At 65.2% G+C, this 24,875-nt stretch carries 23 protein-coding genes and 1 pseudogene; 10 read left to right on the top strand and 14 right to left on the bottom strand.

The annotated features are described in order from the left end of the window. Positions 1-4: 4 nt before the first annotated feature. Positions 5-652, bottom strand: a complete 648-nt coding sequence (locus tag Q8M85_RS18815; protein ID WP_305547433.1) for a DUF6064 family protein — start codon at positions 650-652, stop codon at positions 5-7. 130 nt (positions 653-782) lie between these two features. On the opposite strand from Q8M85_RS18815, the gene Q8M85_RS18810 reads away from it, so the two are divergent. The 5 genes from Q8M85_RS18810 to pheT all read left to right on the top strand — a co-directional run bounded on the left by Q8M85_RS18810 (position 783) and on the right by pheT (position 8,941). Further along, positions 783-1,361: a cation transporter gene (locus tag Q8M85_RS18810; protein WP_305547431.1), complete on the top strand. Its 579-nt coding sequence runs from the start codon at positions 783-785 to the stop codon at positions 1,359-1,361. 56 nt (positions 1,362-1,417) lie between these two features. Then, entirely contained in the window at positions 1,418-2,683 is a 1,266-nt protein-coding gene (gene lysA, locus Q8M85_RS18805; RefSeq protein ID WP_305547429.1) for a diaminopimelate decarboxylase, read from the top strand. Between the two features lie 39 nt (positions 2,684-2,722). Continuing rightward, complete coding sequence (locus tag Q8M85_RS18800) at positions 2,723-5,308, top strand: TIGR02302 family protein (RefSeq protein WP_305547427.1); 2,586 nt, start codon at positions 2,723-2,725, stop codon at positions 5,306-5,308. Between the two features lie 447 nt (positions 5,309-5,755). Next, a complete protein-coding gene (locus Q8M85_RS18795; RefSeq protein ID WP_305547425.1) occupies positions 5,756-6,466 on the top strand; it encodes a heparan-alpha-glucosaminide N-acetyltransferase in 711 nt (236 codons plus the stop codon). A 57-nt stretch (positions 6,467-6,523) separates the two neighbouring features. Further along, on the top strand, positions 6,524-8,941 hold the full coding sequence (gene pheT, locus Q8M85_RS18790) for a phenylalanine--tRNA ligase subunit beta (protein ID WP_305547424.1): 2,418 nt from the start codon (positions 6,524-6,526) through the stop codon (positions 8,939-8,941). Between the two features lie 84 nt (positions 8,942-9,025). Here pheT and Q8M85_RS18785 read toward each other — a convergent pair whose 3' ends face one another. The 11 genes from Q8M85_RS18785 to panB form a co-directional block, all read right to left on the bottom strand. After that, positions 9,026-9,694 carry a DUF1523 family protein gene (locus tag Q8M85_RS18785; protein ID WP_305547422.1) on the bottom strand — a complete coding sequence of 223 codons (669 nt, stop codon included), beginning with the start codon at positions 9,692-9,694 and terminating at the stop codon, positions 9,026-9,028. A 12-nt stretch (positions 9,695-9,706) separates the two neighbouring features. Further along, positions 9,707-9,985, bottom strand: a complete 279-nt coding sequence (locus Q8M85_RS18780) for a hypothetical protein (protein WP_305547420.1) — start codon at positions 9,983-9,985, stop codon at positions 9,707-9,709. After that, a complete protein-coding gene (locus Q8M85_RS18775; protein WP_305547418.1) occupies positions 9,986-11,353 on the bottom strand; it encodes a DUF6638 family protein in 1,368 nt (455 codons plus the stop codon). After that, positions 11,350-12,222 carry an exonuclease domain-containing protein gene (locus Q8M85_RS18770; RefSeq protein WP_305547416.1) on the bottom strand — a complete coding sequence of 291 codons (873 nt, stop codon included), beginning with the start codon at positions 12,220-12,222 and terminating at the stop codon, positions 11,350-11,352. Before Q8M85_RS18770 ends, Q8M85_RS18775 begins: the two co-directional genes overlap by 4 nt. Next, positions 12,222-12,605: a hypothetical protein gene (locus Q8M85_RS18765; protein ID WP_305547414.1), complete on the bottom strand. Its 384-nt coding sequence runs from the start codon at positions 12,603-12,605 to the stop codon at positions 12,222-12,224. The genes Q8M85_RS18770 and Q8M85_RS18765 overlap by 1 nt, the downstream gene beginning before the upstream one ends. A gap of 97 nt (positions 12,606-12,702) precedes the next feature. Further along, complete coding sequence (locus tag Q8M85_RS18760) at positions 12,703-14,631, bottom strand: AAA family ATPase (protein WP_305547412.1); 1,929 nt, start codon at positions 14,629-14,631, stop codon at positions 12,703-12,705. Between the two features lie 69 nt (positions 14,632-14,700). After that, positions 14,701-15,828 (bottom strand): hypothetical protein, encoded by a 1,128-nt coding sequence (locus Q8M85_RS18755; protein WP_305547411.1) that lies wholly within the window; start codon positions 15,826-15,828, stop codon positions 14,701-14,703. Continuing rightward, the gene (locus Q8M85_RS18750) at positions 15,821-16,141 is read right to left on the bottom strand and encodes a hypothetical protein (protein ID WP_305547410.1); all 321 of its coding nucleotides are present in this window, start codon (positions 16,139-16,141) and stop codon (positions 15,821-15,823) included. Before Q8M85_RS18750 ends, Q8M85_RS18755 begins: the two co-directional genes overlap by 8 nt. Beyond that, complete coding sequence (locus Q8M85_RS18745; protein ID WP_305547408.1) at positions 16,138-17,208, bottom strand: hypothetical protein; 1,071 nt, start codon at positions 17,206-17,208, stop codon at positions 16,138-16,140. Before Q8M85_RS18745 ends, Q8M85_RS18750 begins: the two co-directional genes overlap by 4 nt. A 194-nt stretch (positions 17,209-17,402) precedes the next feature. Then, positions 17,403-18,242, bottom strand: coding sequence for a pantoate--beta-alanine ligase (gene panC / locus Q8M85_RS18740; RefSeq protein WP_305547406.1), 840 nt, complete (start codon positions 18,240-18,242; stop codon positions 17,403-17,405). Further along, positions 18,239-19,075: a 3-methyl-2-oxobutanoate hydroxymethyltransferase gene (gene panB, locus Q8M85_RS18735; protein WP_305547404.1), complete on the bottom strand. Its 837-nt coding sequence runs from the start codon at positions 19,073-19,075 to the stop codon at positions 18,239-18,241. The genes panC and panB overlap by 4 nt, the downstream gene beginning before the upstream one ends. A gap of 169 nt (positions 19,076-19,244) precedes the next feature. Between panB and Q8M85_RS18730 the strand changes: the two genes are divergently transcribed. After that, positions 19,245-19,586, top strand: a complete 342-nt coding sequence (locus Q8M85_RS18730) for a cupin domain-containing protein (RefSeq protein ID WP_305547402.1) — start codon at positions 19,245-19,247, stop codon at positions 19,584-19,586. Positions 19,587-19,749: 163 nt separating this feature from the next. On the opposite strand, the pseudogene Q8M85_RS18725 reads toward Q8M85_RS18730, so the two are convergent. Beyond that, positions 19,750-20,469 (bottom strand): annotated as a pseudogene (locus Q8M85_RS18725) (L,D-transpeptidase); the annotation flags it as partial. A gap of 304 nt (positions 20,470-20,773) precedes the next feature. Between Q8M85_RS18725 and Q8M85_RS18720 the strand changes: the two are divergent. Continuing rightward, positions 20,774-21,028: a GlsB/YeaQ/YmgE family stress response membrane protein gene (locus tag Q8M85_RS18720; RefSeq protein ID WP_305547400.1), complete on the top strand. Its 255-nt coding sequence runs from the start codon at positions 20,774-20,776 to the stop codon at positions 21,026-21,028. Between the two features lie 36 nt (positions 21,029-21,064). Here Q8M85_RS18720 and Q8M85_RS18715 read toward each other — a convergent pair whose 3' ends face one another. Beyond that, entirely contained in the window at positions 21,065-22,273 is a 1,209-nt protein-coding gene (locus Q8M85_RS18715) for an aminopeptidase P family protein (protein WP_305547398.1), read from the bottom strand. Positions 22,274-22,536: 263 nt separating this feature from the next. Between Q8M85_RS18715 and Q8M85_RS18710 the strand changes: the two genes are divergently transcribed. From Q8M85_RS18710 to Q8M85_RS18700, 3 genes are all read left to right on the top strand, one after another. Continuing rightward, the gene (locus tag Q8M85_RS18710; protein WP_305547396.1) at positions 22,537-22,884 is read left to right on the top strand and encodes a zf-TFIIB domain-containing protein; all 348 of its coding nucleotides are present in this window, start codon (positions 22,537-22,539) and stop codon (positions 22,882-22,884) included. A 163-nt stretch (positions 22,885-23,047) separates the two neighbouring features. After that, positions 23,048-23,770 (top strand): hypothetical protein, encoded by a 723-nt coding sequence (locus Q8M85_RS18705; protein ID WP_305547394.1) that lies wholly within the window; start codon positions 23,048-23,050, stop codon positions 23,768-23,770. 22 nt (positions 23,771-23,792) lie between these two features. After that, a complete protein-coding gene (locus Q8M85_RS18700; protein WP_305547392.1) occupies positions 23,793-24,779 on the top strand; it encodes a P1 family peptidase in 987 nt (328 codons plus the stop codon). The last annotated feature ends 96 nt before the right edge of the window (positions 24,780-24,875 follow it).

The raw sequence follows: 24,875 nt of genomic DNA, 5'->3' as shown, positions 1-24,875 counted from the left end.
TGATCTAGGTGGCCAGGTCGCCCCAGCCGCGCCAATGGCCCCAGGCAACGACGACCAGAAGACCCAGCGTTGCGACAAGCGCCATGTCCTGCGGCACACCCAATAGTACGCTGGCCGAGCCGCCGATGGCCGCCCAGAGTCCCGGAATGACCAGCAGCCACCGCACCTCGCGCCACTGTCCTTGCAAAAGCACTCCGACCGTGAAGATCGTGGTGGGGCAGGGCGCTACGCCGAACATCGGGACCGCCGGGTAGCGGTGGCCCGCCAGCCAGCCCAGTGCCGGATAGATCAGGATCGCAAAACCGATGCAGGCGAGCCCCAGGATCGAGACCAGGCCTCGGCCCGGTGTCAGGCGCAGAGCAGGCCGATCCAGCGCGGCCCAGATCAGCAGCAGGGCCTGGGCCACAAAGGCCGCAGCAAACAACCGGGCGACAGGGTTGATGGGAGCGAAGTGCAGCCAGTGGTATCCGATCCCGTTAAGCAGCCACATCGCCGCCAGCACCACCAGCACACCCGAGGTCGCCTGACGCGTATCTTGCCAAAGCAGGACGACCGCCAGCACTCCGGCCAGAACAGCGATGATCTGCCACGGGAAGATCGCCTGGTTGTAGCGGGCGAACACCTCGAAGAACTGCTCGGTCGTGAAGGGCATCGCGGTCTTCTCCCGGTGCCATGTCAGTTTTGCCCGAAACCGGCACCGCTGCCTTGACCGGGATCAAGCGGCGATTGCCGACAGGCTTGCATCTGCTATGACGGCGGCCAGCCGTCGCCCCCGCAGGTCCATGCCCAGTCTTCGTCAGACCGTCCTGATCGTTGCCGCTCTCAACCTTGCCTACTTCGGGGTCGAGTTCGTGGTGGCCCTGAGCGCAGGGTCGGTTGCGCTGTTGGCCGATAGCGCGGATTTCCTGGAAGACGCGGCCGTCAATATCCTGATCTTCTTCGCACTGGCCTGGACTGCCACCCGCCGAGCCAAGGTTGGCAAGGTCCTTGCGGCGCTTCTTCTCGTGCCAGCCGTCGCCTTTCTCTGGACACTTGGCGCAAAGCTCCTTGACCCCAACCCACCCAGCGCCGAAGCCCTTACCCTTGTTGGCCTGGGTGCGCTTGCGGTGAACCTGACCGCCGCCCTTCTTCTTGCGCGTCACCGCCGGGCCGAAGGCTCTCTGACCCGCGCCGCTTTCCTGTCGGCCCGCAACGATGCCTTTGCCAATGTCGGGATCATCGGTGCGGGCCTGGTCACTGCAGCCTACCCCTCGATCTGGCCGGACATTCTGGTCGGTCTGGTCATCGCCGTGATGAACCTCGACGCCGCAAAGGAGGTCTGGGAAGCCGCCCACGACGAGGCGAAAGTGGCAGAAACCTAAGGGTTTGCAGGCGCTGGACAGCCTGCTATGTGGGCAGCGGACTTCCGGGGGCGACGATGGACCACTTCCAGTACAGAAACGGCACCCTTCATGCCGAGGATGTCGCGATTGCCGATATCGCCGCCGAGGTGGGCACCCCGTTCTACGTCTATTCCACCGCCACCCTGACCCGGCACTACAAGCTTTTCACCGAGGCCCTCAGCCCGCTGCCGCACCTCGTCTGCTTCGCCATCAAGTCGCTGTCGAACGTCGCCGTCCTGAAGACGCTGGGCAACCTCGGTGCCGGGATGGACGTCGTTTCGGGCGGCGAATACCTGCGCGCCAAGGCGGCTGGCGTCCCCGGCGACCGCATCGTCTTTTCCGGCGTCGGCAAGACGCGGGACGAGATGCGGCTCGCCCTGACCGGCGGCATCCGCCAGTTCAACGTCGAATCCGAACCCGAGATGCGGGCGCTGTCCGAAGTGGCCACATCCCTTGGCGTCACCGCCCCGATCACCATCCGCATCAACCCCGACGTCGATGCCAAGACCCATGAGAAGATCGCGACCGGCAAGAAGGAAAACAAGTTCGGCATCCCCATCGCCCGCGCGTCCGAAGTCTACGCCGAAGCCGCCCGCCTTCCCGGCCTGCAGGTCATCGGCATCGACGTCCACATCGGCAGCCAGCTGACCGAGCTGGAACCCTTTGAACAGGCCTACCTCAAGGTCGCCGACCTGACCCGCCGCCTGCGGTCCGAAGGCCACACGATCACCCGCCTCGACCTTGGTGGCGGCCTTGGCATCCCCTACACGCGCTCGAACGAGGCCCCGCCGCTGCCCACTGACTACGGCGCCCTCATCAAGCGCACGGTGGGCGATCTGGGCTGCGAGATCGAGATTGAACCCGGCCGCCTGATCAGCGGCAACGCGGGCATCCTTGTGGCGCAAGTCATCTACATCAAGAACGGCGAGGGCCGGGATTTCCTTATCCTCGACGCCGCGATGAACGACCTTGTCCGCCCCTCGATGTACGGCGCGCACCACGACATCGTTCCCGTGGCCGAACCCCCGGTTGCTGCCCCGACGCAAGAGTTCGATGTCGTCGGCCCGGTCTGCGAAACCGGCGACACCTTCGCCAAGGGCCGCGACCTGCCCTTGGTGGCGGAAGGGGACCTGGTGGCCTTCCGCAGCGCAGGTGCTTATGGGGCCGTCATGGCATCGGAATACAACACCCGCCCGCTTATTCCCGAGGTGCTGGTCAACGGGGATCACTTCGCTGTCATCCGGGCGCGACCGACCTTTGACGAAATCCTCAACCGCGATACCATCCCTGTGTGGCTGTGACACCCGGCGTCTCCGGTTGGCCGGTCCTTGGCAGGTGACATGACCGGACAGACGCCCCAACCGCCGCTGAAATCGCTCGTCTGGCCGATGCGCCTGACGCTGGCGGGGCTTTGGGCGGAACGGCTGGCGCGGGCCTTCTGGCCGTTGTGGTCGCTGGCCCTCGTCACGCTTTCGGCCCTTGCTTTCGGCCTTCAGGACCTGGGTCCGCTGCTCTGGGCACAGATCGGTGGGGCGATCATCGGCCTTCTTGCGCTGGCCCTGCTGGCCTACGGGCTGAAGCGGTTCCGCAAGCCGACCGCCCTTGATGCCCTTGACCGGCTGGACGCCACGATGCCCGGCCGCCCCATCGCCGCTCTGCGCGACACCCAGGCCATCGGGACCGCGGACGCGGCGTCGCTGGCCGTATGGCGGGTCCACCAGGAACGGATGGCCGCCCGCGCCGCCGGCGCGCGCCCCGTGCAGCCCGATCTTAGACTGTCGTCGCGCGACCGCTTCTCCCTGCGCTATGTCGCGCTGACCGCTTTCGTGATGGCCGCGCTCTTCGGATCCTTCTGGAAGGCTGGCACCGTCGCTGGCCTGGCCCCCGGTGCGGCCGTCGCGATGCCCGGCGGGCCCAGCTGGGAAGCCTGGGCCCAGCCCCCGGCCTACACCGGCAAACCGTCGCTCTACCTCAACGACATCACCGACCCCGCGCTGGAAGTCCCCACCGGCACCCGCCTTCAGATCCGCCTTTACGGCCCCGAGGGCGACCTGACCCTTACCCAGACCGTCGCCGATGTCCCGCCGCCCCCGGCGCCCGACGCGCAGGCCACTCGCGCCGCCGCCGTCCCGAACGCGGTGGCCGGGGTCCATGACCTGACCATCACCCGCTCGGGCGAGCTTGCCATCGAAGGCCAGGGCGGTCGCGAATGGCAGATCACTGCCACCCCCGACAACGCCCCCACCATCGAGATCACCGGCGCGATGGTGCGCGAGGCCGACGGCCGCTTCAAACAGGATTTCAAGGCAGCCGACGATTACGGAGTGACCGCGGGCCGCGTGACGATCAGCCTCGACCTTGCCAAGGTCGACCGCCGCCACGGGTTGACGGTCGACCCCGAGGCGGTCGAACCTGTCACCCTCGACCTGCCGATGCCACGCAAGGGCAAACGCACCGACCTGACCTCGACCCTGGTCGACGACCTGTCGAAGCACCTCTTCGCCAACCTGCCGGTAACGATGGTCTTTGCGGTGGTCGATGCGGCGGGAAACGAGGGGGTTTCGGCGCCATACCAAGTCACGCTTCACGGCAAGCGATTCTTCGACCCCCTCGCCGCCGCCCTGATCGAGATGCGCCGCGATATCCTGTGGAACCGCATCAATGCCCCCCGCGCCGGCGAGATCCTCAAGGCCGTCACCAACCGCCCCGAAGGCTTCATCCGCCACGACCGCGCCTTCCTGCACCTGCGCGTCCTGATGCGTGACCTTGCGGCCAAGGAGGCCAGCCTGACGGTCGAAGACCGCGACGCCATCGCCGAAAAGCTGTGGACCATCGCCCTGATGGTCGAACAGGGGAACCTGCAATCCGCGCTGGACCGGCTGCAGCGCGCCCAGGACCGGCTGCAGGAAGCGATCGAGAATGGCGCCTCGCCCGAGGAAATCGACCAGCTGATGAAGGAAATGCAGCAGGCGCTGAACGAATACATGCGCGAGCTTGCCGAAGAGGCGCAGCGCAACCCCGGCGACCAGCAGCAGCAGCAGATGATGCAGGGCCAGATGATGTCCGGCGACCAGCTGCAGGAAATGCTGGACCGCCTTCAGCAGCTGATGGAGGAAGGCAAGACCGCCGAAGCCGCCGAGCTGATGGAGCAGCTTCGTCAGCTGATGGAGAACATGCAGGTCGTGCAGGGCCAGGGTCAAGGCCAGGGCCAGGGTCAGAACGGCCCGATGGGCGACCTTGGCGAGACGCTGCGCGACCAGCAGAACCTGTCGGACGACGCTTTCCGCGATTTGCAGGGCGTGCCGCGCAACGGCGAGCAGCCGGGCGAGGGTCAGCAGCAGGGACAAGAGCAGGGCGATGGCCAGCAGCCGGGTGATCAGCAAGGCCAGGGCAGTGACCAGGCGCAGAATCAGGATGGCAATGGCCAGGGTGGCTCGCTCACCGATCGCCAGCGCGAACTGCGGCAGCGGCTGAACGAACTCCAGCAGGGCCAGCTTCCCGGCGACGGCACCGAGCAGGGCGAGGAGGGGCGCCGCAACCTCGACCGTGCTGGCCGCGCGATGGAAGAGGCCGAGGATGCCCTGCGCGACGGCGACCTTGACGGCGCTCTCGACCGTCAGGCCGAAGCGATGGAGGCGCTCCGCGACGGGATGCGTGACTTCGGCGAGGCGCTGGCCGACGAACAGCGCCAGAACCGCGACGGCCAGGGTGAGCGCGACATGGGCTCGGCCGATCCGCAGGGCACCGATCCGCTGGGCCGCCGCCCGGGCGAGACTGCCCGCATCGGCTCGGACGAGAACATGGTGCAGAACACCCCGGACGAACGCGCGCAGGAACTCCTGGACGAAATCCGCCGCCGGTCGGGCGAAATGACCCGCCCGCTTGAAGAACTGGATTACCTCAAGCGCCTGTTGCAGATGTTCTAGCGCGGGCGGCCGATCCCGATCGGCCCCCCACCTCTGCCAAGGTGTCTGACGATCTGCTCACGCTCGCCCCGATCCTGTCGGTGAACTGCGCGACCCTTCACCTTAGGCACATCCCAGCCTGCCCGAACCTGCAGAAGCCCCGTCCCGGCCGGAAACCAGATCCCTTTCACCTGGCTCCAAGTATCCCCGCCGGAGGCATCCCCGAGCCCTTGCGCGTTCTTCACGTGCAAGGGCGAGACAAAAGACTTGCGCGTCAGCGCTCCGCTCGGAAACCGCCCCTACCCGGTGCGCCGCCGGATGTTCCACTGGGCCCCTTATCACACCACTGGTTAAGGGATCCCGAAAGCCTACCTTCAAGCTATTGATTAACAAGCTTTTCTTCTGCCTTCACTGCGGACACTCCGCGTCCTGCTTGCGAGCCCCGGCAATCCACGCCACTCTGCCTTCATGACCGGCAGCCGCCTCATCGCCCTCGACCTTGCCCGGACCCTGGCCCTGGTCTGCATGGTGGTCTTCCACTTCACCTTCGACCTTGCCCTCTTCGGCTTCATCGATCCCGGAACGATGTCCCAGCCGTTCTGGTACTACTTTGCCCGCCTGATCGCCGGCAGCTTCCTGTTTCTCGTCGGCGTCAGCCTCTGGCTGGCCCACGGCCGGGGCATCCGCTGGTCCGCCTTCTGGACCCGTTTTGCCAAGGTCGCTGCCGCCGCTGCGCTTGTCACCCTCGCAAGCCTCTGGCTGGTGCCGGGGGGGCCGATCTGGTTCGGCATCCTCCACGCCATCGCTGCCGCCAGCCTTCTGGGCCTGATCGCCCTTCGCCTGCCCTGGCCGGTCACCCTCGCCCTCGCCGCCGCGATCTTCGCCGCCGCCTGGGGCCCGCGCTTCCCGACCTTTGACCCGCTCTGGCTGGTCTGGACCGGCCTTGCCGAAACCCGCCCGATGATGGGCGACTATACGCCCCTGATCCCCTGGGCCGCCCCCGCCCTTGCCGGAGTGGGTCTGGCCAAGGCACTTCGGATCGACACCTGGCGCGGCAGTCCGCCCTCGCCCGTTCTCCACACCCTCACCTTCCCCGGACGACACTCGCTGATCATCTACCTGATCCATCAGCCGATCCTGATCGGACTCTTCAACCTCTACATCTGGGCGAACTCCTGACGCTTCCCCTCGCCCCCGCTTTCCGCTAATCGGAAGCCCGAGTTTGGAGGCCCGCCGATGAAGTTCACCCTGTCCTGGCTGAAAGATCACCTTGACACCGAGGCCACCGTCGAGGCGCTGGCCGAGGCGCTGACCGATCTTGGCCTTGAAGTCGAAGGCATCGAGGACCCGACCGCGCAACTTGGCGCCTTCCGCATCTGCCGCGTGATCGAGGCCGTCCAGCACCCCAACGCCGACCGCCTCCGCGTCTGCCGGGTGGAAACCTGGCCCGACGGCCCGCAAGGCCGGACCGAGGAAGTCCAGGTCGTCTGCGGCGCGCCCAACGCCAAGACCGGCCTTGTCGGCGTCTTCGCCCCCCCCGGAACCCATGTTCCGGGTACCGGCGTCGACCTGAAACCCGGCAACATCCGGGGCGTCGATTCGAACGGGATGCTCTGCTCGGAACGTGAACTCATGCTGTCGGACAACCACGACGGCATCATCGAACTGCCCGCCGACGCGCCGATGGGCGTGCGCTATATCGACTGGAAGGGCCTGAACGACCCGGTGATCGAGATCAAGGTCACCCCCAACCGCCCCGACGCGCTGGGCATCCACGGCGTCGCCCGTGATCTGGCGGCCCGAGGCTTGGGCAAACTGAAACCCGTCACCGCCAACCCAATCAAGGGCAGCTTCCCCACCCCTATCGGCATCCACATCGCGCCCGCGCTGAAAACCAAAGGCTGCCCGCACTTCGCCGGCCGCCTGATCCGTGGCGTGACGAACGGCCCCTCGCCCGACTGGATGCAGGCCCGCCTCAAGGCCATCGGGTTGCGCCCGATCTCGGCGCTGGTCGACATCACCAACTACTTCACCTTCGGCCTGAACCGGCCGCTCCACGTCTTCGACGCCGCCAAGGTCAAGGGCGACCTGACGATCCGCCCCGCCCGCGAAGGCGAGACGCTGCTGGCGCTCGACGGCAAGACCTACACGCTGGCCCCCGGCCAGATGGTAATCGCCGACGACCACGGCCCGGAATCGCTGGCCGGGATCATGGGCGGCGATGCTTCGGGCTGCACGCCGGAAACCACCGACGTCTTCCTGGAGTCGGCCTACTGGGACCCGATCACCATCGCCGCAACAGGGCGCGCGCTGAAGATCAACTCCGACGCGCGCTACCGCTTTGAACGCGGCGTGGACCCGGCCTTCACCCTGCCAGGCCTGGAACTCGCCACCCAGATGATTCTTGACCTCTGCGGCGGTGAGGCCGGGACCGTGGTGCAGGACGGCGCCCCCATCGACCCGACCCGGATTTACCGGCTGAACCCCGCCCGCGTGGTCAGCCTGGTCGGCATGGACATACCCGAACCCACCCAGCGCGCCACGCTTCAGGCGCTTGGCTTCACCCTGAACGGCAACGCCGTGACCCCGCCGACCTGGCGCCCCGACATCCTTGGCGACGCCGACCTGATCGAGGAAGTCGCCCGCATCGCCAGCTTGACCAAGCTGCAAGGCGCGCCGATGGCCCGCCAGCTTCCCGGTGTCCCCCGCCCGATCCTGACCCCGCTGCAGGTCCGCGAACGCACCGCCCGCCGCACCATCGCCGCCCTGGGCTACAATGAGGCCGTCACTTACAGCTTCATCGACGCCAAGGCCGCCGCCCTCTTCGGCGGTGGAACCGAGGCCGTGCGCGTCGAAAACCCGATCTCGTCCGAGATGACGCACCTCCGCCCCGACCTCCTCCCCGGCCTCCTCGCTGCCGCCGCCCGCAACCAGGCGCGCGGCTTCATGGACCTGTCCCTGTTCGAGATCGGCCCCGCCTTCCAGGGCGGCGAACCCGGCGACCAGCACTTGCAAGCCGCAGGCCTGTTGGTCGGGGCCGCCGCCCAGCGCGACCCCCACGGCAGCCGCCGCATGGTCGACGTCTTCGACGCCAGGGCCGATGCCGAGGCGGTGCTGGCGGCGCTTGGTGCCCCGGCTCGTGTGCAGATCACCCGCAAGGTGGCCGGTTGGTGGCACCCCGGCCGCTCGGGCGTTATCGGCCTTGGGCCAAACACCTTGGCGACCTTTGGCGAGGTCCACCCGCGCATCCTGCAAGCCATGGACGTGAAAGGCCCCGCCGTGGCCTTCACCGTGCTTGTCGCCAACGTCCCCGCGCCCAAGGTCAAGACCCCGACGCGCCCGGCGCTGGCGATCAGCGACCTGCAGGCGGTGGACCGCGACTTCGCCTTCGTGGTGGACGCCCGCGTCGAGGCCCTGACCGCCGTCAACGCCGCCCTTGGTGCCGACAAGGCCCTGATCGAAAGCGTCCGCGTCTTCGACCAGTTCACCGGCGACAAGGCCGAGGCGCAGATGGGCCCCGGAAAGAAATCCATCGCCCTGACCGTCCGGCTTCAACCGCAGGACAAGACCCTGACCGAAGCCGAGATCGAGACCGTTTCGGCGAAGATCATCGAGAAGGTCGCCAAGGCCACGGGCGGCGCCCTGCGGACCTAAGCGCCGCTCATCGCTTGTCTTCGATGCTCTTGCCTGGGTGCAGACCCAGCGAGGAGCGCACGGAGTGCGACGACGAGCGGTCCGTTACTTCTTCGCCCGCCAGGTGTTCAACCAGGCCCCGATCCGCCCGAAGAAGCCGCGCGCCTCTTTCCGGGCGTTCTCGGCCCGCGCCTCGACCGAATCCCAGGCTTCGCCCGCATCCGCCAGCGCCGGATCGACCATCCGCTCGCGGAACTGCAGCCACATCATGCGGATCATCACGATCAGGAACACCAGAAAGCCCAGGATGATGATGTTGACCCAGGGGATCAGCGTCACATCCGGGCCCTCGACCGGGCGGATCGACACGGCGTTCGGGAAGATCGAGAAGATCGGCAACCGCCAGCCGTAATGCGTCACCGCCACCCATTGCCCCGGCGTGCGGGCGGCGTTGGTCGCCTCGGCCTGCAAGGTGCTGGAATCCCACTTGAAATAGGGCGGCCAGAACCAGCCCGTATCCTCGTTCCGATAGGTCATCGTGCTGCCACCCTCATAGACCGCGTCGATGAAGCGGATGTCGCGGGTGGTCGAGGTTTCGGCCCCGGTGCCGGTGTCCTCGATGGAATAGAACATCCAGTTGCCGCCGATCTGCGTCACCCGGTTGTAGGTGTTGATGACCTGCACCACGTCGCGCTGCGGCAGCGTATAGTGCAGGAACAACCCGACGATCAGCACCAACAGGATGCGGATGCCCCACTTGATCTTGGTCCACATGGGCGCGTCCTTTCAGTACCAGTTGACGAAGTAGATCGTGACCAGAAAGCCGATGGTCGGCAGGATGTAGATAAGCCACAACAGCCGCTTTTTCAGCCCCTTGTCGTAATGGACCATCCCGGCCTCGATGAAGGCGGACCGCTCCTGCGCGCTCAGCCCCTCGCGCGCGGGGTCGGTGTCCCATTCCTTCTCCAGCTTTTCCCGCCGGACCGACCGCGAATAGATGCCGGTGACGAAATAGGCGATCGTCAGGCCGACATACATGAAGAACGCAAGCCTTAGCCAACCCATCTAGCGTCTCCCTCCCCAAGGCCCCGCGACCGGCCCGCGACCGGATGAACGGGTCGGCTTCGGCCCCTCGGCCATCTGCGGGCGGTGCAACTCGTCCATCGACGGCTCCGGCCCGAACAGCGCCGTCCGCGCGCCTTCACGGTCCACCTGATACTCCCGCGCCAGGAAATCCGCCACATAGGTCTTCTTGGTGTCCGACCAGGTCATGTATTGCGCGTAGAACAGCTCCTTGTGGGTGATGAACATCTGCCGCACGTCCATCGGCGACAGTTCCGACAAGAGCATGTTCACCAGATCCCGCTCCGGCCCTGCCTTGCCCCGCAGCGTGTAGAAATACGCCGGATGCTCGCTGGTGATCTTCGGCCAGGCCCCCCCTGCCTCCACCCAGCGCAAAAGGGCCGCCAGCCCCAGAAACTCCTCGGGCAGCGAGGTGCCCAGCTTGTAGGCCACCTTCCGCAATTCGGTCCGCCGCGCGTCGCCAACCTCGATCCCCAGCCGGTCCGCCGCATCGACCAGGATGAAATCCATCTTCTGCCGCAGGATCGCCGAGGCATCCGCCCCCCGCGCCTGCACGATGGGCTCCACCAGCCCGTTCCGCTCCAGCCAGTCGGCGATCTGGTTGCGATGCGTCAGGTCCATCACCTGCGCCACCGGCACCTCGCCCAATGACCGCCAGTCGAGGCTGGAAATCGCCGCGGGATAGCGCACGCCCTGAAAGATGTAGACCCCGCCGAAATGGCTGGTCCAGAAGTTCGACTGCTGGAACGTCATCGCCGGCAGATGGATCGGCACCCGCGTCACATCGCCCGTCTTCTTCGCCAGCCCGATCATCTCGGCCACCAGCACATCGTCGCGCCATCCGTCGGGTTCCTGCCGGAACCGCTCGATCAGCTTGGCCAGCTTCCCGGCATCCGCCACATGCCCGCCAATCGTATCCGCCTCGACCGTCACCTGCCTTATGTCGAACAGCTTGGCCGGCGTGTCGAACGCGTAGACCGAGTTCTGCAACTCCCCCGCCACCGCATCCCGCGCGGTCAGGGCAAACAACTGCGCCTCGTTCTTCTCGATGAACTGCGTCAGGATCCCCCGGCTGGTCGAGAACTTGATGTTGAGCAAAGGCGCATCCTTCTGCGCCGTGGTCAGAAGGATGAACTGCCGGTTCGCCCCGTTGGGGTTGAGGTAGAGGTCGTCGCCCAGCTCATCCCCGATCTCGGGCGAATAGCCGGACAGGTCGATGTGGAAATCGTCCAACTTCGTGGTCTTGCCGGTCAGATGCTTGAGCGCCCGGTTGTAGCGCTCGACAAGGGCGGGAGAGGAGACCTCGATCAGGTTCCCGAACATGAGACCGCGTTGGATGAGGCGTTTCATCGCGACTTTCTCTTTGCCTTAACAAGCGCCCAGAAATCCTCTTCGGTCAGGATGGAAATTTCTTGACCTTTGCCAGCGAGACTCTCCGCTTTCCTATGCTTGGACGACTTATTGTAGCCGCCAAGCTTATCGGCATCCTGCGTCCCAACGACCAAGAAAGTTGTGTCAGCCGTTACTGTGTCGCGGACGTTAAACCCAAGAAGTCCCGCTGCTTCTGCTGCAACCGCTCGAACTTCACGCAGGCTTCCAGTGAAGACGAGCGTTTCTCCGTTGAACAACGCTCCTTCGACACCATCAACGGCAATTCGCTTCTTCAGGCCTGAAATCGTAGACCGGCTGTTGACGACTTCGAGCCATTGCTCAACCGAGTTTCCGGTGTGTTCCGAGGCCAATGCAAATATTTTGCCTGCGGCGCGTGCGTCTGACAAAGCGTCATGGTGATCCAGTGGAATTTCAAAGTGCTTGACTAGGTTTGCAAGACCGTAGCCCTTCTTCGAGAACTGTTCCCACGTTCGCCGAACGACCTTCGTATTGTCGATCCATTCGCTCTTTAGCGGTTCCAACCCATAAATTTCGTATGCGGAAGTGAACGCCGTTCTGTCGAAGTGGCCATGATGAACGACGAAGCCGCCGCTAAGGATGCCTTCAAGTTGTGGATAGATGGCCGCAAGTGATGGCGACTTTGCTACATCGGTTTCGTCGATGCCGTGAATGGAAACGTTGTAGGGATCGAAGAACGTCAATGGGTTGATCTGCGAGGCCCATTCATCGACCACCTGATGGTCTCTAAAGTGAACAATACCGATCTGGCAGATGCTGGCAGCACTCGCATTAGCTGTCTCAACGTCAAGCGCAAAATACTCGCTCATCACCCCTTCCCCCCCTCATCCACCATCCGCATCCCCAACCGCCGGTTCAGCTCCTGCGCCTTCACCAGCCAGACGAAGCCCAGCAATGGCCCCCACAGCAGCGCGAACAGCGCCGAGCGGCCCAGGAAGAACCCCGTGCGCTCCAGCGGAGCCGCCAGGACCCCCGCCCAGACCCCCTCGTTGATCGCCGCATAGAGCCCGGCCGCCAGCATGGCCCCCACGACCAAGGCCACCACAGCCGTCACCCCCACCGCCCGCGAAAGCGCTCCCTGAGACAGGTTCCCCCGCCCCACCAGCCACCCCGGCAACCACGCCACCAGCGCGCACAACCCCGCCAGCGGCAGGATGGAGTTCCACAGCGTAAGGGTCAGCGGCTCGTTCACGCGGCTTGCTCCACGGCTCTCCCGCCCCGGACCTGATCCGGGGCCTCCCTCAAGCCGAGACCCCGGGTCAAGCCCGGGGTGGCGCCCGATGGTCCCATCACCCCTTCTTCTCCAGATACCGCCGCTTCGCCTCTTCCGTCCGGCCAAAGTCGCGCACCATCGCGTCGATGGCCACCTCATCCGACTTGTCGGCATAGCGGAATTCGCTGTCGGCGTAGCGGTTGATCTCCTGGATCACCATCTCGACCGAGATCGGCGTCATCAGCCCCCGGATCATCGCCAGCTTCTCGTCATAGGGCTTGAAGAGGAAGAGGTCCGGCTCCGCCATCCACTCGTCCGGCAATTCAAAGTCCATCGCCCGGACCTTCACCGCATCGGTAATGTTCTTGATCGCCCGCCCCGTGAACCGCTCATCCGCCTGCTGGATCGCCTTGAGGTAGGCCCCCATCTTCGCCAGCGTATCAAGCTTGCCGATCTCGCCCGAGACCCGGTCCCAGACCTTCAAGAGCCCCTCCTCATGCGGCTTCGAATGGCCCTCAAAGCTGGCAGCGACGGCCTTCTTGATCTCCTGCGCCGCGAACAACTCATGCTCGCCGACCGGGATCGCATGGTTCTTGCCCAAGAGGAGGCTCAAGATATCAATGTAATCCTCCTTCGACTGCGGCCCGTCGACCAGAAACCGCGCCCCGGCCCGCTGCCGCAAGGCGTCGTCCACATTCTCCGGGTAGTTACTGAACATGCCAAACGTGCAGTTCCCCCGCACCACCGTCCCCGCACCGGCAAAGGCCTGCATGAAGACCGCCGTCACCTCCTGCTGCCCTGCCGAGGACTGCCGGTCCCCCCGCTTCCCCGCCACCTGGTCGATATCGTCGATGGTCCCAAAGCCGATGACCGAGGGGTCAAGCACCGCATCGATAAACGCCTTCGCGTTCTGCCCCGACTTGCCCTGATAGCTGTCGATCTGGTCGATGCTGAAGTTCTGATACCGGAACGGATACCCCGCCACCTTGCAGTAATCGTTGAGCAATCCCGCCATCATCTGGATCAGCGTGGTCTTCCCCGTCCCCGGTTTCCCATCCCCCATGAAGGTAAAGATGAACCCGCCCAGTTCCGCAAACGGGTTCAGCCGCCGCTCGAAATCATAGGCCATCAGCATCTTCGACAAGCGCAGGCTTTGGTACTTGGCGATGTGGTTCCCCACCACCTCATGCGGCTTCTTGAAGGCCATGGCGATCATGCCGCCCTTCGCCGCCTTGGCCGGCTTGAACCCGGACAGCGTCAGCCCATCCGCCTCGACCTTCCAGCTACCGGAGGTAAACACCGACGTCCGAGCCCCATTCTCCGCCCGGATCTGCACCTTCTTCATCAAGGCCTCGGCAAAGGCCGACACCACCGCCACCAGCTTCACATCATCCGTCGCCAGCGCGCCGATGTCCTGATCCAGCTCCCACAAGGCCCCCTGCAACGCAAGCGGAGCATTGTCGGTCAGAACCTCCTCCACCTCACCAAGCTCGACGGTCGAAGACCCCACATGCGGCGCGATCAGATAGGCCAGCGCGTTCCCAAAGGTGAACAGCACCACCAGCGCCTCGCCCGCCAGCAACTCCCCGAACTCCCCCCGACGCGGCTCCGGCACCCGCCCCTCCAGGTTCGCCCGCTTCAACTCCGCCAACCCGGACTGCGCCGAAAACGTCTCCCCCATCGCCAGCGCAATCGCCAAGGACCGCCGCAGTGCATTCAGACAAGCCGCCTGCACCGGCGACACCAGCCCATCCCCCAGCCCCTCGATCCGCTCCGCCAGTCGCACCCCCCCGGGCCGGGCTGTCGACCGAGTCGCCATCCCCGGCACCGTCGAGCGGAACGTTGGCCGCGTGCCAATGCCCGCAGACCTCTCCACTACCGGCGCAACAACCAAAGGCTTCGCCAAGCGCGGCGCATGATCGAACCCGAAGACCATCCCCAAGGCCGCCTCATACTGCGCCCGGATCGTCTCTTCCTTCAGCTCCATCGTGTCGCGCGTGCTCATCCGGCAAACCCTTTCATCTGTCCGAAAATATCCCGGGGCCCGGGGCAGCGCCCCGGACGCATCCACCAATCACAACGTCGGAATAAGCCGCCCCCCGGCCCCAACCACGAACTTCCGATAGGCCCGCAGCCCCGTGGGGTTCTGCTCCACCAACACCTGATAGGGCTTCTCGGGCAGGATGATCATCCGGTCCTGCCGCGTGGCCCCCAACTCTGCCCCTGCCACCGGGTCCAGCTTGTAGACCTGCCTTGCCGAGGACGAGAACCAGCCGTCCTTCACCGCCTCCTCGCGGTCCGAGATCAGGTCCTCCACCGTCCAGACCAGCGCCCAATCCTCGCCTTCAGGTGCCTTCGCCCCCTCCAGCACCTTCGAGATCGGCCCTGACTGCAAAGTGAAGCTCGCCGAATACATCGGCCCCAGGATGATCCGCCGCAGCCGCTTGGGGTGTAAATCGGCAAAATCCTTGTCGAACCCGGTGGCAATCGTCAGCAGCTTCAGCCCGCCCACCGACTGCGCCATCAGCGCCGCCTGAGCCTGCGGCCAGCGATAAGCATCGTTCAGGATCGGGCGTTTGCCGCTGTCCTCCAGGTCCATCAGGTACACCACCGGCAGGTTGACCTGAGTGTCCCAGACCGCCCAATGCACCAGGAAATGGCGTCGGGCGCCAAGGTCTTCGATCCATTGCGCGTCAGGATCGTTCCGAGCCCAGAACATGCCCCCCGCCGCCAAGGCCTCATAGTAATACCGCTGCGACAAGGCGAACTGCAGTGCGGTGGGGATTGTCTGATCGCCGACGATCTGCCGGACCATCCGGTCCTTGAGTTCCGTCTCGGACGGCATCCCGGCCAGATGCTTCTCGGCCTGCTGGGCATCCACGGCCATCGTCATCAGCTCTTGCGCGACGGGAAACCCGCTCTCATGCCGGTCGATGGTCAGTCTGGGGGCCGTCTCGCCCCGCCCCGTCATCAGGTACTTGTGGTTCAACGCCCGAAACGTCGCCGCCACCGCCGTCAGGTACTTCCCCAGCACCCGAGCCTCGGTCCGCGTCAGCCGCCCCTCTGTCTCCATCTCCGCCGCCACCCGGCCCAGATGCCCGCTGATCCGGTCAAACTTGGCAAAGTAGCGCCGGGCAACGAGCGTGTCGTAAAGCTCGTGATGGTCCGAGGTCAGCTGGTCCTTGACGATTACCTCAGTCATCGCGCGCGCGTCCCGCTCCATCGACCCAATACCAGCGCCGCAGCAGATTGCTGCCAAGGATCACGTCGCGCAGCCGCCCCGCTGGCAGACCATGTAGAAGCGCCCATCTCTGCGCCGGCCGGGCCAAACCGCCCAGCAGGGCCAGGAACGTCCCGCTCGAGATCAGGAATACCGTTAGCAACCCGGTAACCTGCTGCGCAATCCGGTAGCCATAGAGCTCGAAGACGATGGTGACAAAGGCGAGAGCCGCCCCGACCACCACCGCCGCAATCCCCCGGGTCAGCGCCCAGCGCACCTGACCCCGGAAGGTCATTCCCCATACGCGTTCTTGTCGTGCTTCTCGACAATCGCCGCGAACCGGCGGGCGAAGCGTTCATCCGCCTTCGCCTTCTGCTCCAGGATGGCCCTCGCGAAGACCATATGCCCCTCATGCGCTTCCAGCATGTCGGCCATCTTGTCGTTTGTCGCAGCCCCAATGGCCGCCATCGCGGTCTGGGCTTCCTGGTCGGTCTTCACCCCGATCTCGTTGATCCGGTGCGCGACGTCCTGCTGCTGGGCGGTCTTCAACGAACTGGTCAGCGCGTCATACAGCACCACCCGCTGCTTGGTGTCCGTCTGCAGCTTGTTGATCAGCACCAGCTGCGTCGCCGCCTGGTTCTGCAGGCTGTCGACCCAGGTCTTGCCCTTCTCGATGTACCGCTCCAGCGTCTGCGACTTTGCCAGCTTCACCTGCTCATCCTGCACCAGCGCGTTGTACTGCGCGTTGAGGTTGGCCAGCTCCGTCTCCAGCTTGGTCCGCGCCGCCGCGTCCTGTTCGACGCTGATCCTGTTCTCCAGCTCGATGATCCTTGGGTCGAGGCTGGCGACTTCCTTCCGCACCGCTTCCAGCGCGCCCACGGTTTCTTCTCGCTCGGTCAGGGTCGAGGCGAGGTTCCCCTCTACCCGCGTTTTCTGCACGTTCAGAAGGTCAAGCTGGCCTTGCAGCAGCCGCACGATCACGTCCGATTTCGCGATCAGGTCCTGCAGCTTGTCGTCGATGGTCGCGGCGCGCATCCGTTCCTGGCGCATCGATTCCGCCTTGGCCGAGGAGAAGATGCCGATGAAGGTCTCCATCCCGGTTTTCGACCGCATCTCGGCGAACTCGGCTGAAAAGCCAGCGGTGACGTCGTCGAGGCCCATGATGAGTTCGGCGATGTTCGCGTTCATCAGATCGGTGTGCTTCGACACATCCTCCAGCGTGGCGTTTTCGACGTCCAGCTGCACGCCCTGGTCAAGCTTGGACCGCGCCGCCTCGATCCGGCTGGTGATCGCACTGATCTTTGCCTGCGCCTCGGCGACCTGAGCCTGGCTTTCCTTGATCTGCGTTTCGAAATCGGCCATCCGACCCTCCGTTGAACATCGTTTGCATCACATAGTGATGTAACAGTGAATTACATCCTTCCGGCACCGAATAATCGGCGCATCTCGGGGGGAAGTCTTGCAGCAACTTCCCCCATCCGCCAAGTGCGGAATGGTGGCGCGGGTCGGACCGGCAGGATGCCTCCGGCGGGGATATTTCGGCAAAGATGAAAGGCCTAGACCGGGATGTTGTCGATCAGGCGCACGCCGTCGACCCAGGCGGCGGCCAGCATCCGGCGCGGGCGGCGGGGGTCGTCCGAGGGCATCAGCGTCTCGGCATCGCGAAGTTCAATGTATTCGACGCGCTCGAAGCCCGCTTCGCGCATGGTTTCCGCTGCTTCGCGGATCGCCATGCGGTCGGCGTGGCCGACGCGGATGTCCTGCGCGGCGCGGGTGATCGCAGCGTAAAGGACCGGGGCTTTGGCGCGGCCTTCGGGGGTCAGGCGGACGTTGCGCGAGGACATGGCCAGACCGTCGGCCTCACGGATCGTCTCGCAGCCGACGACCTGGACGGGCAGGTTCAGGTCGCGCACCAGCCGCAGGACAACCTGCAGCTGCTGCCAGTCCTTCTGGCCGAAGTAGCCGTTGTCAGCCAGCGTCATGCCGAAGAGCTTGGTCACCACGGTCGCCACGCCGTCGAAGTGACCGGGGCGCATGTAGCCTTCCAAGGGCTGCGCCACGCCCTGCATGGTGACATTGGTGATGAAGCCGTCGGGGTAGACCTCTTCGACCGGGGGGGCGAAGATCGCGTCGACCGGGACCGTGGCCAGAAGGGTGGCGTCGGCCTCTTCGCTGCGGGGGTATTTCTTCAGGTCCTCGGGGTTGTTGAACTGCTTGGGGTTCACGAAGATCGTCGTGATCACCCGGTCACATTCCGCCCGCGCCCGGTGGGCGAGCGAGAGGTGCCCGTCATGCAGCGCGCCCATCGTCGGCACCACGCCCACGGTTTCGCCCTGCGCCTTCCATCCGCGCGCCAGGGAACGAAGGTCGGCCACCGTTCGGATGATCGGGGTCATGTCTTGTCTTTCGCGGGCAGGACATCGGGAAAGGAATGTTCGGCTGCCGGGAAGCTGCGGGACCGGACCTCGGCGGCATAGGCGGCGATGGCGGCGTTGGCGTCTTTCCCAAGCTCGGCATAGCGTTTGACGAACTTGGGGCGGAAGTCGGTGAAAAGGCCCAGCATGTCGTCGACCACCAGCACCTGCCCGTCGCAGTCCACGCCCGCACCGATGCCGATCGTCGGGATTGCCAGCGCCTTGGTGATCCGACCCGCCAGACCTTCCGGCACCTTCTCCAGCACGACCGAGAACGCCCCGGCAGCCTCGACCGCGCGGGCGTCGGCCATGACCTTGTCGGCCTCGTCGGCGCGACCCACGACCTTGTAGCCGCCCAGGGTGTTCACCGACTGCGGTGTCAGGCCGATATGCGCCATCACCGGCACGCCCCGGGCCGTCAGGAAGGCAATCGTTTCGGCCATGTGCTGCCCGCCCTCCAGCTTGACCGAAGGGGCGCCGGTTTCGGCCATCAGGCGCGACGCATTGCGGAAGGCCTGTTGCGGGCTTTCTTCATAGGACCCGAAGGGCATGTCGATCACCGGCATCGCCTTCTGGGAGCCGCGGACCACGGCGCGGCCATGCAGGATCATCATCTCCATCGTCACGCCCAGCGTGGATGGCAGTCCGTGAATCACCATCCCGACCGAGTCGCCGACCAGAGTGATGTCGCAATGCGCATCGACCAGTCTGGCAACGGGAGTGGAATAGGCGGTCAGCACCACAAGTGGAGCCCCACCCTTGCGGGCGCGGATATCGGGGGGAAGCACCGGCCGGACGGGGGAAGTGGCGCTCATCTTCGGGCCTCGCAGCGTGGGGGCGCTTTCGCAATCTGCCTGTCATATGGGCACAACCGAAACGCGTCCGCAACATAATTGCGCCGCAGCGCAGCACCGCCGACCGCAGCGTCACGGGGTTGACCCTTCAGGTGCAGGAGTCATGACTGTGCGGTCAAAGGAGAGCATCATGACCCTCATCCAGCGCGTCAGCCGCGACGGCACGGCACCAGAGATCGGCGGACCCGAGCCTGACCGGCTGATTTCCGGCAACCCGGTCCACAGCACCTGGAACCTGGAGGACCGCGACGGCCTGTACTGCGGTCTCTGGCAGTCCACGCCCGGCAAGTGGCGGGTGAAGTATGGCGAGTGGGAGTATTTCCGCATCCTGTCGGGCTATTCCCTGCTGACCAGCGCGGATGGCACTGTCACCCAGCTTCACCCGGGCGACAGCATGATCATCCGCCCGGGCTTTGAAGGGACGTGGGAGGTCGTGCAGACCACCCTCAAGGACTACGTCATCCGGCTATAGAGCTGTCCGAGGTGCCGACCGTTACGACTGCGGCCGGGGCATTGGGGCGCGGACATTCTTCGGCGGCGATGCCGCGACGCTCGCAGGCGGCCAGACGCTTCTTCTCGGCCTTTTCGGAAGCGACCCTGTCCTTCGCCTCTTTCTTGGCGATGGCAGCGGCTTCCTTTTCCTTCAGGGCGATGTTCTCGGGCGTCTCGGGAACCAGGCGGCCATAGGCATCGACCATCTGCGGGCCTTCCAGCGCCAGGCTTTCCGCTTCGCTGCGCACCTTCACGCGGGAGCCGTTCGGCACGCGGTTGTACAGGTCGATGGCGTCCTGGTTGAACAGACGGATGCAGCCCGCACTGGTCGCATGGCCGATCGAGGCCGCATCCGCCGTACCGTGGATGCGGAACATCGTGTCGCGGTTGCCGCGGTACAGATAGAGCGCCCGCGCGCCGAGCGGGTTGGTCAGCCCGCCGGGCAGGCCACCGGCGTAGGCCGCGTAAAGGTCGGGCCGGGTGCGGACCATGTTCGCCGTGGGTGTCCACGACGGCCATTCGGCCTTGCGCCCGATGACTCCCGTGCCACGGAATGACAGCCCCTCTCGCCCCACGGCGATGGGATAGCGCGTGGCCGTCCCGCCGTCATTCACCAGGTAAAGCTTGCGGGCGAAGGTATCGACGACCACCGTTCCAGGGGCCTCGGGCCCGGTATAGGCCACTTCGACCTTCCGGTTGCCCTCGTAAAGGTACTGCGCGGGCACCGGCTCGATGAAGAACTCACCGTCCTGGATGCCTTCGTAGCCAGCAACGACGTCGGGTTGCTTCTGGGTGGTGCCTGCGCAGGCGGCAAGCAAGGGAAGGGCGAGGATCGCGAAGATCCGGGCTAGGGATTGGGTCACGGGTGCAGACTCATCTTTGGGCAGCTATGGTCACCTTGCGCCATGCGACCGGCCATGCGTCAAGCCTAAAAGCACAAGCTTTTCCGAATCTTCGCGGGCAAAGCTGGTTCGAAGCCGGATTCACTTGGGATTCCCGCGCGGGGGTTCGTTTTCTTCAGTTCCGCCCCTGAATGTGGCCCCAACCGCGACCCCGACAGACAGGTCGATTCGTTTGGTCGCCAGACAATCACGCAGACAAGCGCGCCAAGCCGGCTTCTGTGATATGCTGCCTTTGCCCCCTTCCGGGGCATTTGGAAGGACTGACATGGGTTTGGACTCGTTGATCATAATTCTGATCATCGGCGCAGTGGCCGGCTGGCTTGCTGGACTGATCGTCAAGGGCTACGGCTTCGGCCTGATCGGCAACATCGTCGTCGGGATCGTTGGGGCGGTGATCGGAGGCTATCTTCTGCCGCGCGCCGGTCTTTCGATGGGTGGCGGACTGCCGGGCGCGATCATCTCGGCCACGATCGGAGCGGTGATCCTGCTGTTCCTGATCCGCCTGATCAAACGCGCCTGAAAGAAAAGGGCCGGGGTTTCCCCCGGCCCGATCCCGTTACGCCACCACGTTGAACGCGGGGCCATAGGGGTAATGCGTGATGTCCTCGGGCTCGTCCTCGGTCACGACGAAGATGTCGTGTTCGCGGTAGCCACCGGCACCCGGCATGCCTTCCGGGATCGTCAGCATCGGCTCCATGCTGATGACCATCCCCGGTTCCAGCACCGTGTCGATGTCCTCGCGCAGCTCCAGCGCCGCCTCGCGGCCATAGTAGTGCGACAGGATGCCGAACGAGTGGCCATAGCCGAAGGTCCGGTATTGCAGCATCTGCCGCTCGGCCAGGAACTCGTTGATCTTCATGGTGATCTCGGCACACGAGGCGCCGGGACGCAGCAGTTTCATCCCGAATTCGTGGCTGTCGATGTTGGTCTGCCAGACCTTCATGCTGGCATCATCCACCTCGCCCACGAACAGCGTCCGCTCCAGCGCGGTGTAGTAGCCGCTGATCATCGGGAAGCAGTTGAGGCTGAGAATATCGCCATGCTGCAGCTTGCGGTTCGTCACCGGGTTGTGTGCGCCGTCAGTGTTGATCCCCGACTGGAACCAGACCCAGGTGTCGCGGTATTCCGCATCCGGGAAGCGCTTGGCAATCTCGCGCTCCATCGCATCCCGCCCGGCGATGGACACCTCAAGCTCGGTCGCGCCGACCTTGATCGCCTCGCGGATCGCATAGCCGCCGACGTCGGCGACGTTCGCGCCGTGCTTGATCATGGTGATCTCGGCGGGGGATTTCTTCATCCGCTGGAACATGGTCGCCGGGGCGATATCCATGCCGCGCTTGGGCTTCAGGAAGGTGTTCAGCTTCTCCATCCGCTCCACCGTCAGGTGATCCGCCTCGCAGCCGATGGCCTTGCCCTCACCCGTGACCGAAACCACCGCGCGCCACATGTTGTCGCGCGTCCAGTCGGTGTAAGTGATGTTGTCGGCGATCGACCGGCGCCAGGGCTGGCCCGCGTCGATCCCCGCGGAAATCGTCACACACTCGGTCTTGGTCACCACGCAGGCATAGGGACGCCCGAACGAACAGTACAGGAAGCCCGAATAATACGAGACGTTGTGCATCGAGGTCAGGACGACGGCGTCCAGGTCGTGCAACTCCATGATCTCGCGCAGACCCTGCAGGCGATCATGATATTCCTGATCGGCGAAGGGGAGGGTGTCTTTCTTCCCGCCATTGTGGAAGCGGTACATATCGGGACGGTTCAACGACATTTCCTAGACCTCATTTCCAGGGGTCAGGACATATGCCCAAGGGACCCCGAAAGGTCCCGGCGTACAGGACGGAAGCGGGGATGTCCCCACAAGCGTCGGGGCTCCGTTCTTTCGAAACCGGCCCCTGTGGCGACGCCATCGCCACGGCTCCCCCCATCCATGCGCCTTCGCGACAATTCGCGCAAGTCCGTTTTCGACCCTTGCTTGGCCGGTTTGCGACCCCATCTAAAGCCGGTGAACATGAATGGGAGTTGCAAATGCGCTGTCCGGTCGACAACGAAACCCTGGTGATGGCGGATCGTGGCGGGGTCGAGATCGACTATTGCCCCAAGTGCCGTGGCGTCTGGCTTGACCGGGGCGAGCTGGACAAGATCATCGACCGCTCGCTCGGCGGCCCCGCTGCAGCGCCAGCGCCGACCCCGCAGCAGGCGATCCAGCAGCATGCAGCCCCCCATCCGGCCCCCGTCTACCAGCCGGAACCGCGCGCCCCGCAAGGCTACCGTGAGGATGACCGTCGCCGTTACAAGGATGATGACGACGATTACCGCCGCGGCTACAAGAAGAAACGCAAGGACAGCTTCCTGAGCGATATCTTCGACTTCTGACTCCCCCCGCTCCTCTATGACTTCGTCACTCGTCGCTGACCCTAGCGACGAGAAGACGAAGTCGCGCGAGGAGCAGCCACATACGACCTGCAACCCGCACTGGTCGCAGGCCCCGACACCCGCTACACTGATCGCACCACGATCACCGGGATGCAGCCTTCGCATGTCCAGCCTCTCGCAGGGTGAAACCGCCGAGCCAAAGGTAAAGGCGACGACCGCCTGGATCATGGCAGCCCTTGTCGGCGCGGCTGCCGCCTGGGTCGGCTGGATGCTGGGCTGGCCCTGGATCGTCGACATCAACCACCCCGATTTCAACCCGATCATCCTGGTCGAGGGATTGCTGCTTGCAGTCCTTGCCGTGAACATCGTTCAGGCCCTGCGCTGGACCCGGCGGGCCAGGGATTTCGGCGCCTCGCTGATCGACATCGACGGCCGCACCCCCGTGCCGCTGGGCACGCCCTTTTCCGGCAAGGTCCGTACCGCCCAAACGATCCGCGCCAGCGGAGAGTTCCGCCTGGTGCTGACCTGCCTCGACGTCCACGAGCGGCGGAACATGGCCAGTTCCTCCTCCTCCTCACCGCACAGCACCGAGGCCTACACGGTCTGGACCGCAGAACAGACGCTTCCCGCCACGACCGACAGCGCCCGTGGGCTGCCGTTCCGCTTCGACCTCCCCGCCTCGGTCGGCGCAAAGCCCGTCCCGGCGATCCGGGCCCAGCGCAACCCCTATTTCAGCGGCAGCATCTCGATCAACATTCCCGGGCTGCGCCGGATCTTCACACACAACAAACCCCCCGTCGCGCGCTACTGGACGCTGGTCGTCACCGCCACAACCGACGGCCCGGACTATCTGGCCGAATTCACCGTGCCGCTGGCGGATCATTGACCGGCCCCGTAAGCTTGAGCCCATGCGCCCCGGTCTCCTGAACCTCATCACCGATGTCCCCGGCCTGCGCGTCGGCAATGCCGATGACGCGCAGTTGAGATCCGGCGTCACCGTCCTGACCGCCGACCGGCCCTTTGTGGCCGCCGTTCATGTGATGGGCGGCTCTCCCGGCACGCGGGAGACCGATCTTCTTGCCCCAGACCGCATGGTGCAAGAGGTCGACGCGATCTTCCTCGCGGGGGGGTCGGCTTTTGGTCTGGATGCCGGGCAAGGCGTGATGCAGGGTCTGCGCGCGGCCGGGCGGGGCTTTGCCGTCGGTCCGGTCCGTGTCCCCATCGTGCCGGGGGCCATCGTTTTCGACCTTCTGAACGGAGGCGACAAGGGGTGGGGGGACAGCCCTTACCCTGACCTTGGTCGCCGCGCCTTTGACAGTGCGACCCGCACTTTCGCCCTTGGCACTGCTGGCGCAGGGTTCGGAGCCATGACCGGCACATTGAAGGGCGGCCTCGGCTCGGCCTCCTGTGTCCTGACGTCCGGTCTGACTGTGGGGGCGCTGGTCGTCGTCAACGCCCTTGGCCAGGCGACCGTGGGGGAAACGCCGCATTTCTGGGCCGCCCCGTGGGAGGAAGGCACCGAGTTCGGCGGCTTTGGCCCGGCCCCGATGATCCCGCAGGACGCGCCACTGCCCCGCAAGCGGCTGGGCGAGGCGACGACCATCGCCATCGTCGCGACCGATGCCACCCTCACCAAGGCGCAGGCGCAGCGCATGGCCGTGGCAGCCCATGATGGCATGGCCCGCGCGCTGGTTCCCTCGCACACGCCGTTGGACGGCGACCTGGTTTTCAGCGTCGCAACCGGGGCAAGACCGCTGCAAGACCCCGTGACCGACCCGTTCCAGCTTGGCCATGCCGCTGCCACCTGCCTGGCACGGGCCATTGCCCGCGCGGTCTACCTTGCGCAGGCACAGCCGCTGGATTTGCAGCCGACCTGGCAGTCCCGCTTCGGCTGACAGGGCGCTGTCGGCTGACCAGGGCCTCACCTCTCTGCAAGTGCAGATGTTAAGAAACCCTGAACGCCCGCAGGCAAGCTATTGATCCCGAAGGAC

Origin of the sequence: Tabrizicola sp. (genome assembly GCF_030694085.1) — a bacterium.
GTDB lineage: Bacteria > Pseudomonadota > Alphaproteobacteria > Rhodobacterales > Rhodobacteraceae > Tabrizicola.
Note: the sequence above shows the minus strand (reverse complement) of the source record. Positions and strands in the feature narration are given on the sequence as shown.

Excerpts from the sequence above, each read along its gene's own strand:
- Q8M85_RS18720 (WP_305547400.1), top strand. The coding sequence starts at position 20,774 with ATGGGTTTGGACTCGTTGATCATAATTCTGATCATCGGCGCAGTGGCC.
- Q8M85_RS18710 (WP_305547396.1), top strand. The coding sequence starts at position 22,537 with ATGCGCTGTCCGGTCGACAACGAAACCCTGGTGATGGCGGATCGTGGC.
- Q8M85_RS18785 (WP_305547422.1), bottom strand. The coding sequence starts at position 9,694 with ATGTGGACCAAGATCAAGTGGGGCATCCGCATCCTGTTGGTGCTGATC.
- panB (WP_305547404.1), bottom strand. The coding sequence starts at position 19,075 with ATGAGCGCCACTTCCCCCGTCCGGCCGGTGCTTCCCCCCGATATCCGC.
- Q8M85_RS18750 (WP_305547410.1), bottom strand. The coding sequence starts at position 16,141 with ATGACCTTCCGGGGTCAGGTGCGCTGGGCGCTGACCCGGGGGATTGCG.
- Q8M85_RS18745 (WP_305547408.1), bottom strand. The coding sequence starts at position 17,208 with ATGGCCGATTTCGAAACGCAGATCAAGGAAAGCCAGGCTCAGGTCGCC.
- pheT (WP_305547424.1), top strand. The coding sequence starts at position 6,524 with ATGAAGTTCACCCTGTCCTGGCTGAAAGATCACCTTGACACCGAGGCC.
- Q8M85_RS18800 (WP_305547427.1), top strand. The coding sequence starts at position 2,723 with ATGACCGGACAGACGCCCCAACCGCCGCTGAAATCGCTCGTCTGGCCG.
- Q8M85_RS18775 (WP_305547418.1), bottom strand. The coding sequence starts at position 11,353 with ATGAAACGCCTCATCCAACGCGGTCTCATGTTCGGGAACCTGATCGAG.
- Q8M85_RS18730 (WP_305547402.1), top strand. The coding sequence starts at position 19,245 with ATGACCCTCATCCAGCGCGTCAGCCGCGACGGCACGGCACCAGAGATC.
- lysA (WP_305547429.1), top strand. The coding sequence starts at position 1,418 with ATGGACCACTTCCAGTACAGAAACGGCACCCTTCATGCCGAGGATGTC.
- Q8M85_RS18705 (WP_305547394.1), top strand. The coding sequence starts at position 23,048 with ATGTCCAGCCTCTCGCAGGGTGAAACCGCCGAGCCAAAGGTAAAGGCG.
- Q8M85_RS18700 (WP_305547392.1), top strand. The coding sequence starts at position 23,793 with ATGCGCCCCGGTCTCCTGAACCTCATCACCGATGTCCCCGGCCTGCGC.
- Q8M85_RS18815 (WP_305547433.1), bottom strand. The coding sequence starts at position 652 with ATGCCCTTCACGACCGAGCAGTTCTTCGAGGTGTTCGCCCGCTACAAC.
- Q8M85_RS18810 (WP_305547431.1), top strand. The coding sequence starts at position 783 with ATGCCCAGTCTTCGTCAGACCGTCCTGATCGTTGCCGCTCTCAACCTT.
- Q8M85_RS18770 (WP_305547416.1), bottom strand. The coding sequence starts at position 12,222 with ATGAGCGAGTATTTTGCGCTTGACGTTGAGACAGCTAATGCGAGTGCT.
- panC (WP_305547406.1), bottom strand. The coding sequence starts at position 18,242 with ATGACCCCGATCATCCGAACGGTGGCCGACCTTCGTTCCCTGGCGCGC.
- Q8M85_RS18760 (WP_305547412.1), bottom strand. The coding sequence starts at position 14,631 with ATGAGCACGCGCGACACGATGGAGCTGAAGGAAGAGACGATCCGGGCG.
- Q8M85_RS18780 (WP_305547420.1), bottom strand. The coding sequence starts at position 9,985 with ATGGGTTGGCTAAGGCTTGCGTTCTTCATGTATGTCGGCCTGACGATC.
- Q8M85_RS18755 (WP_305547411.1), bottom strand. The coding sequence starts at position 15,828 with ATGACTGAGGTAATCGTCAAGGACCAGCTGACCTCGGACCATCACGAG.
- Q8M85_RS18795 (WP_305547425.1), top strand. The coding sequence starts at position 5,756 with ATGACCGGCAGCCGCCTCATCGCCCTCGACCTTGCCCGGACCCTGGCC.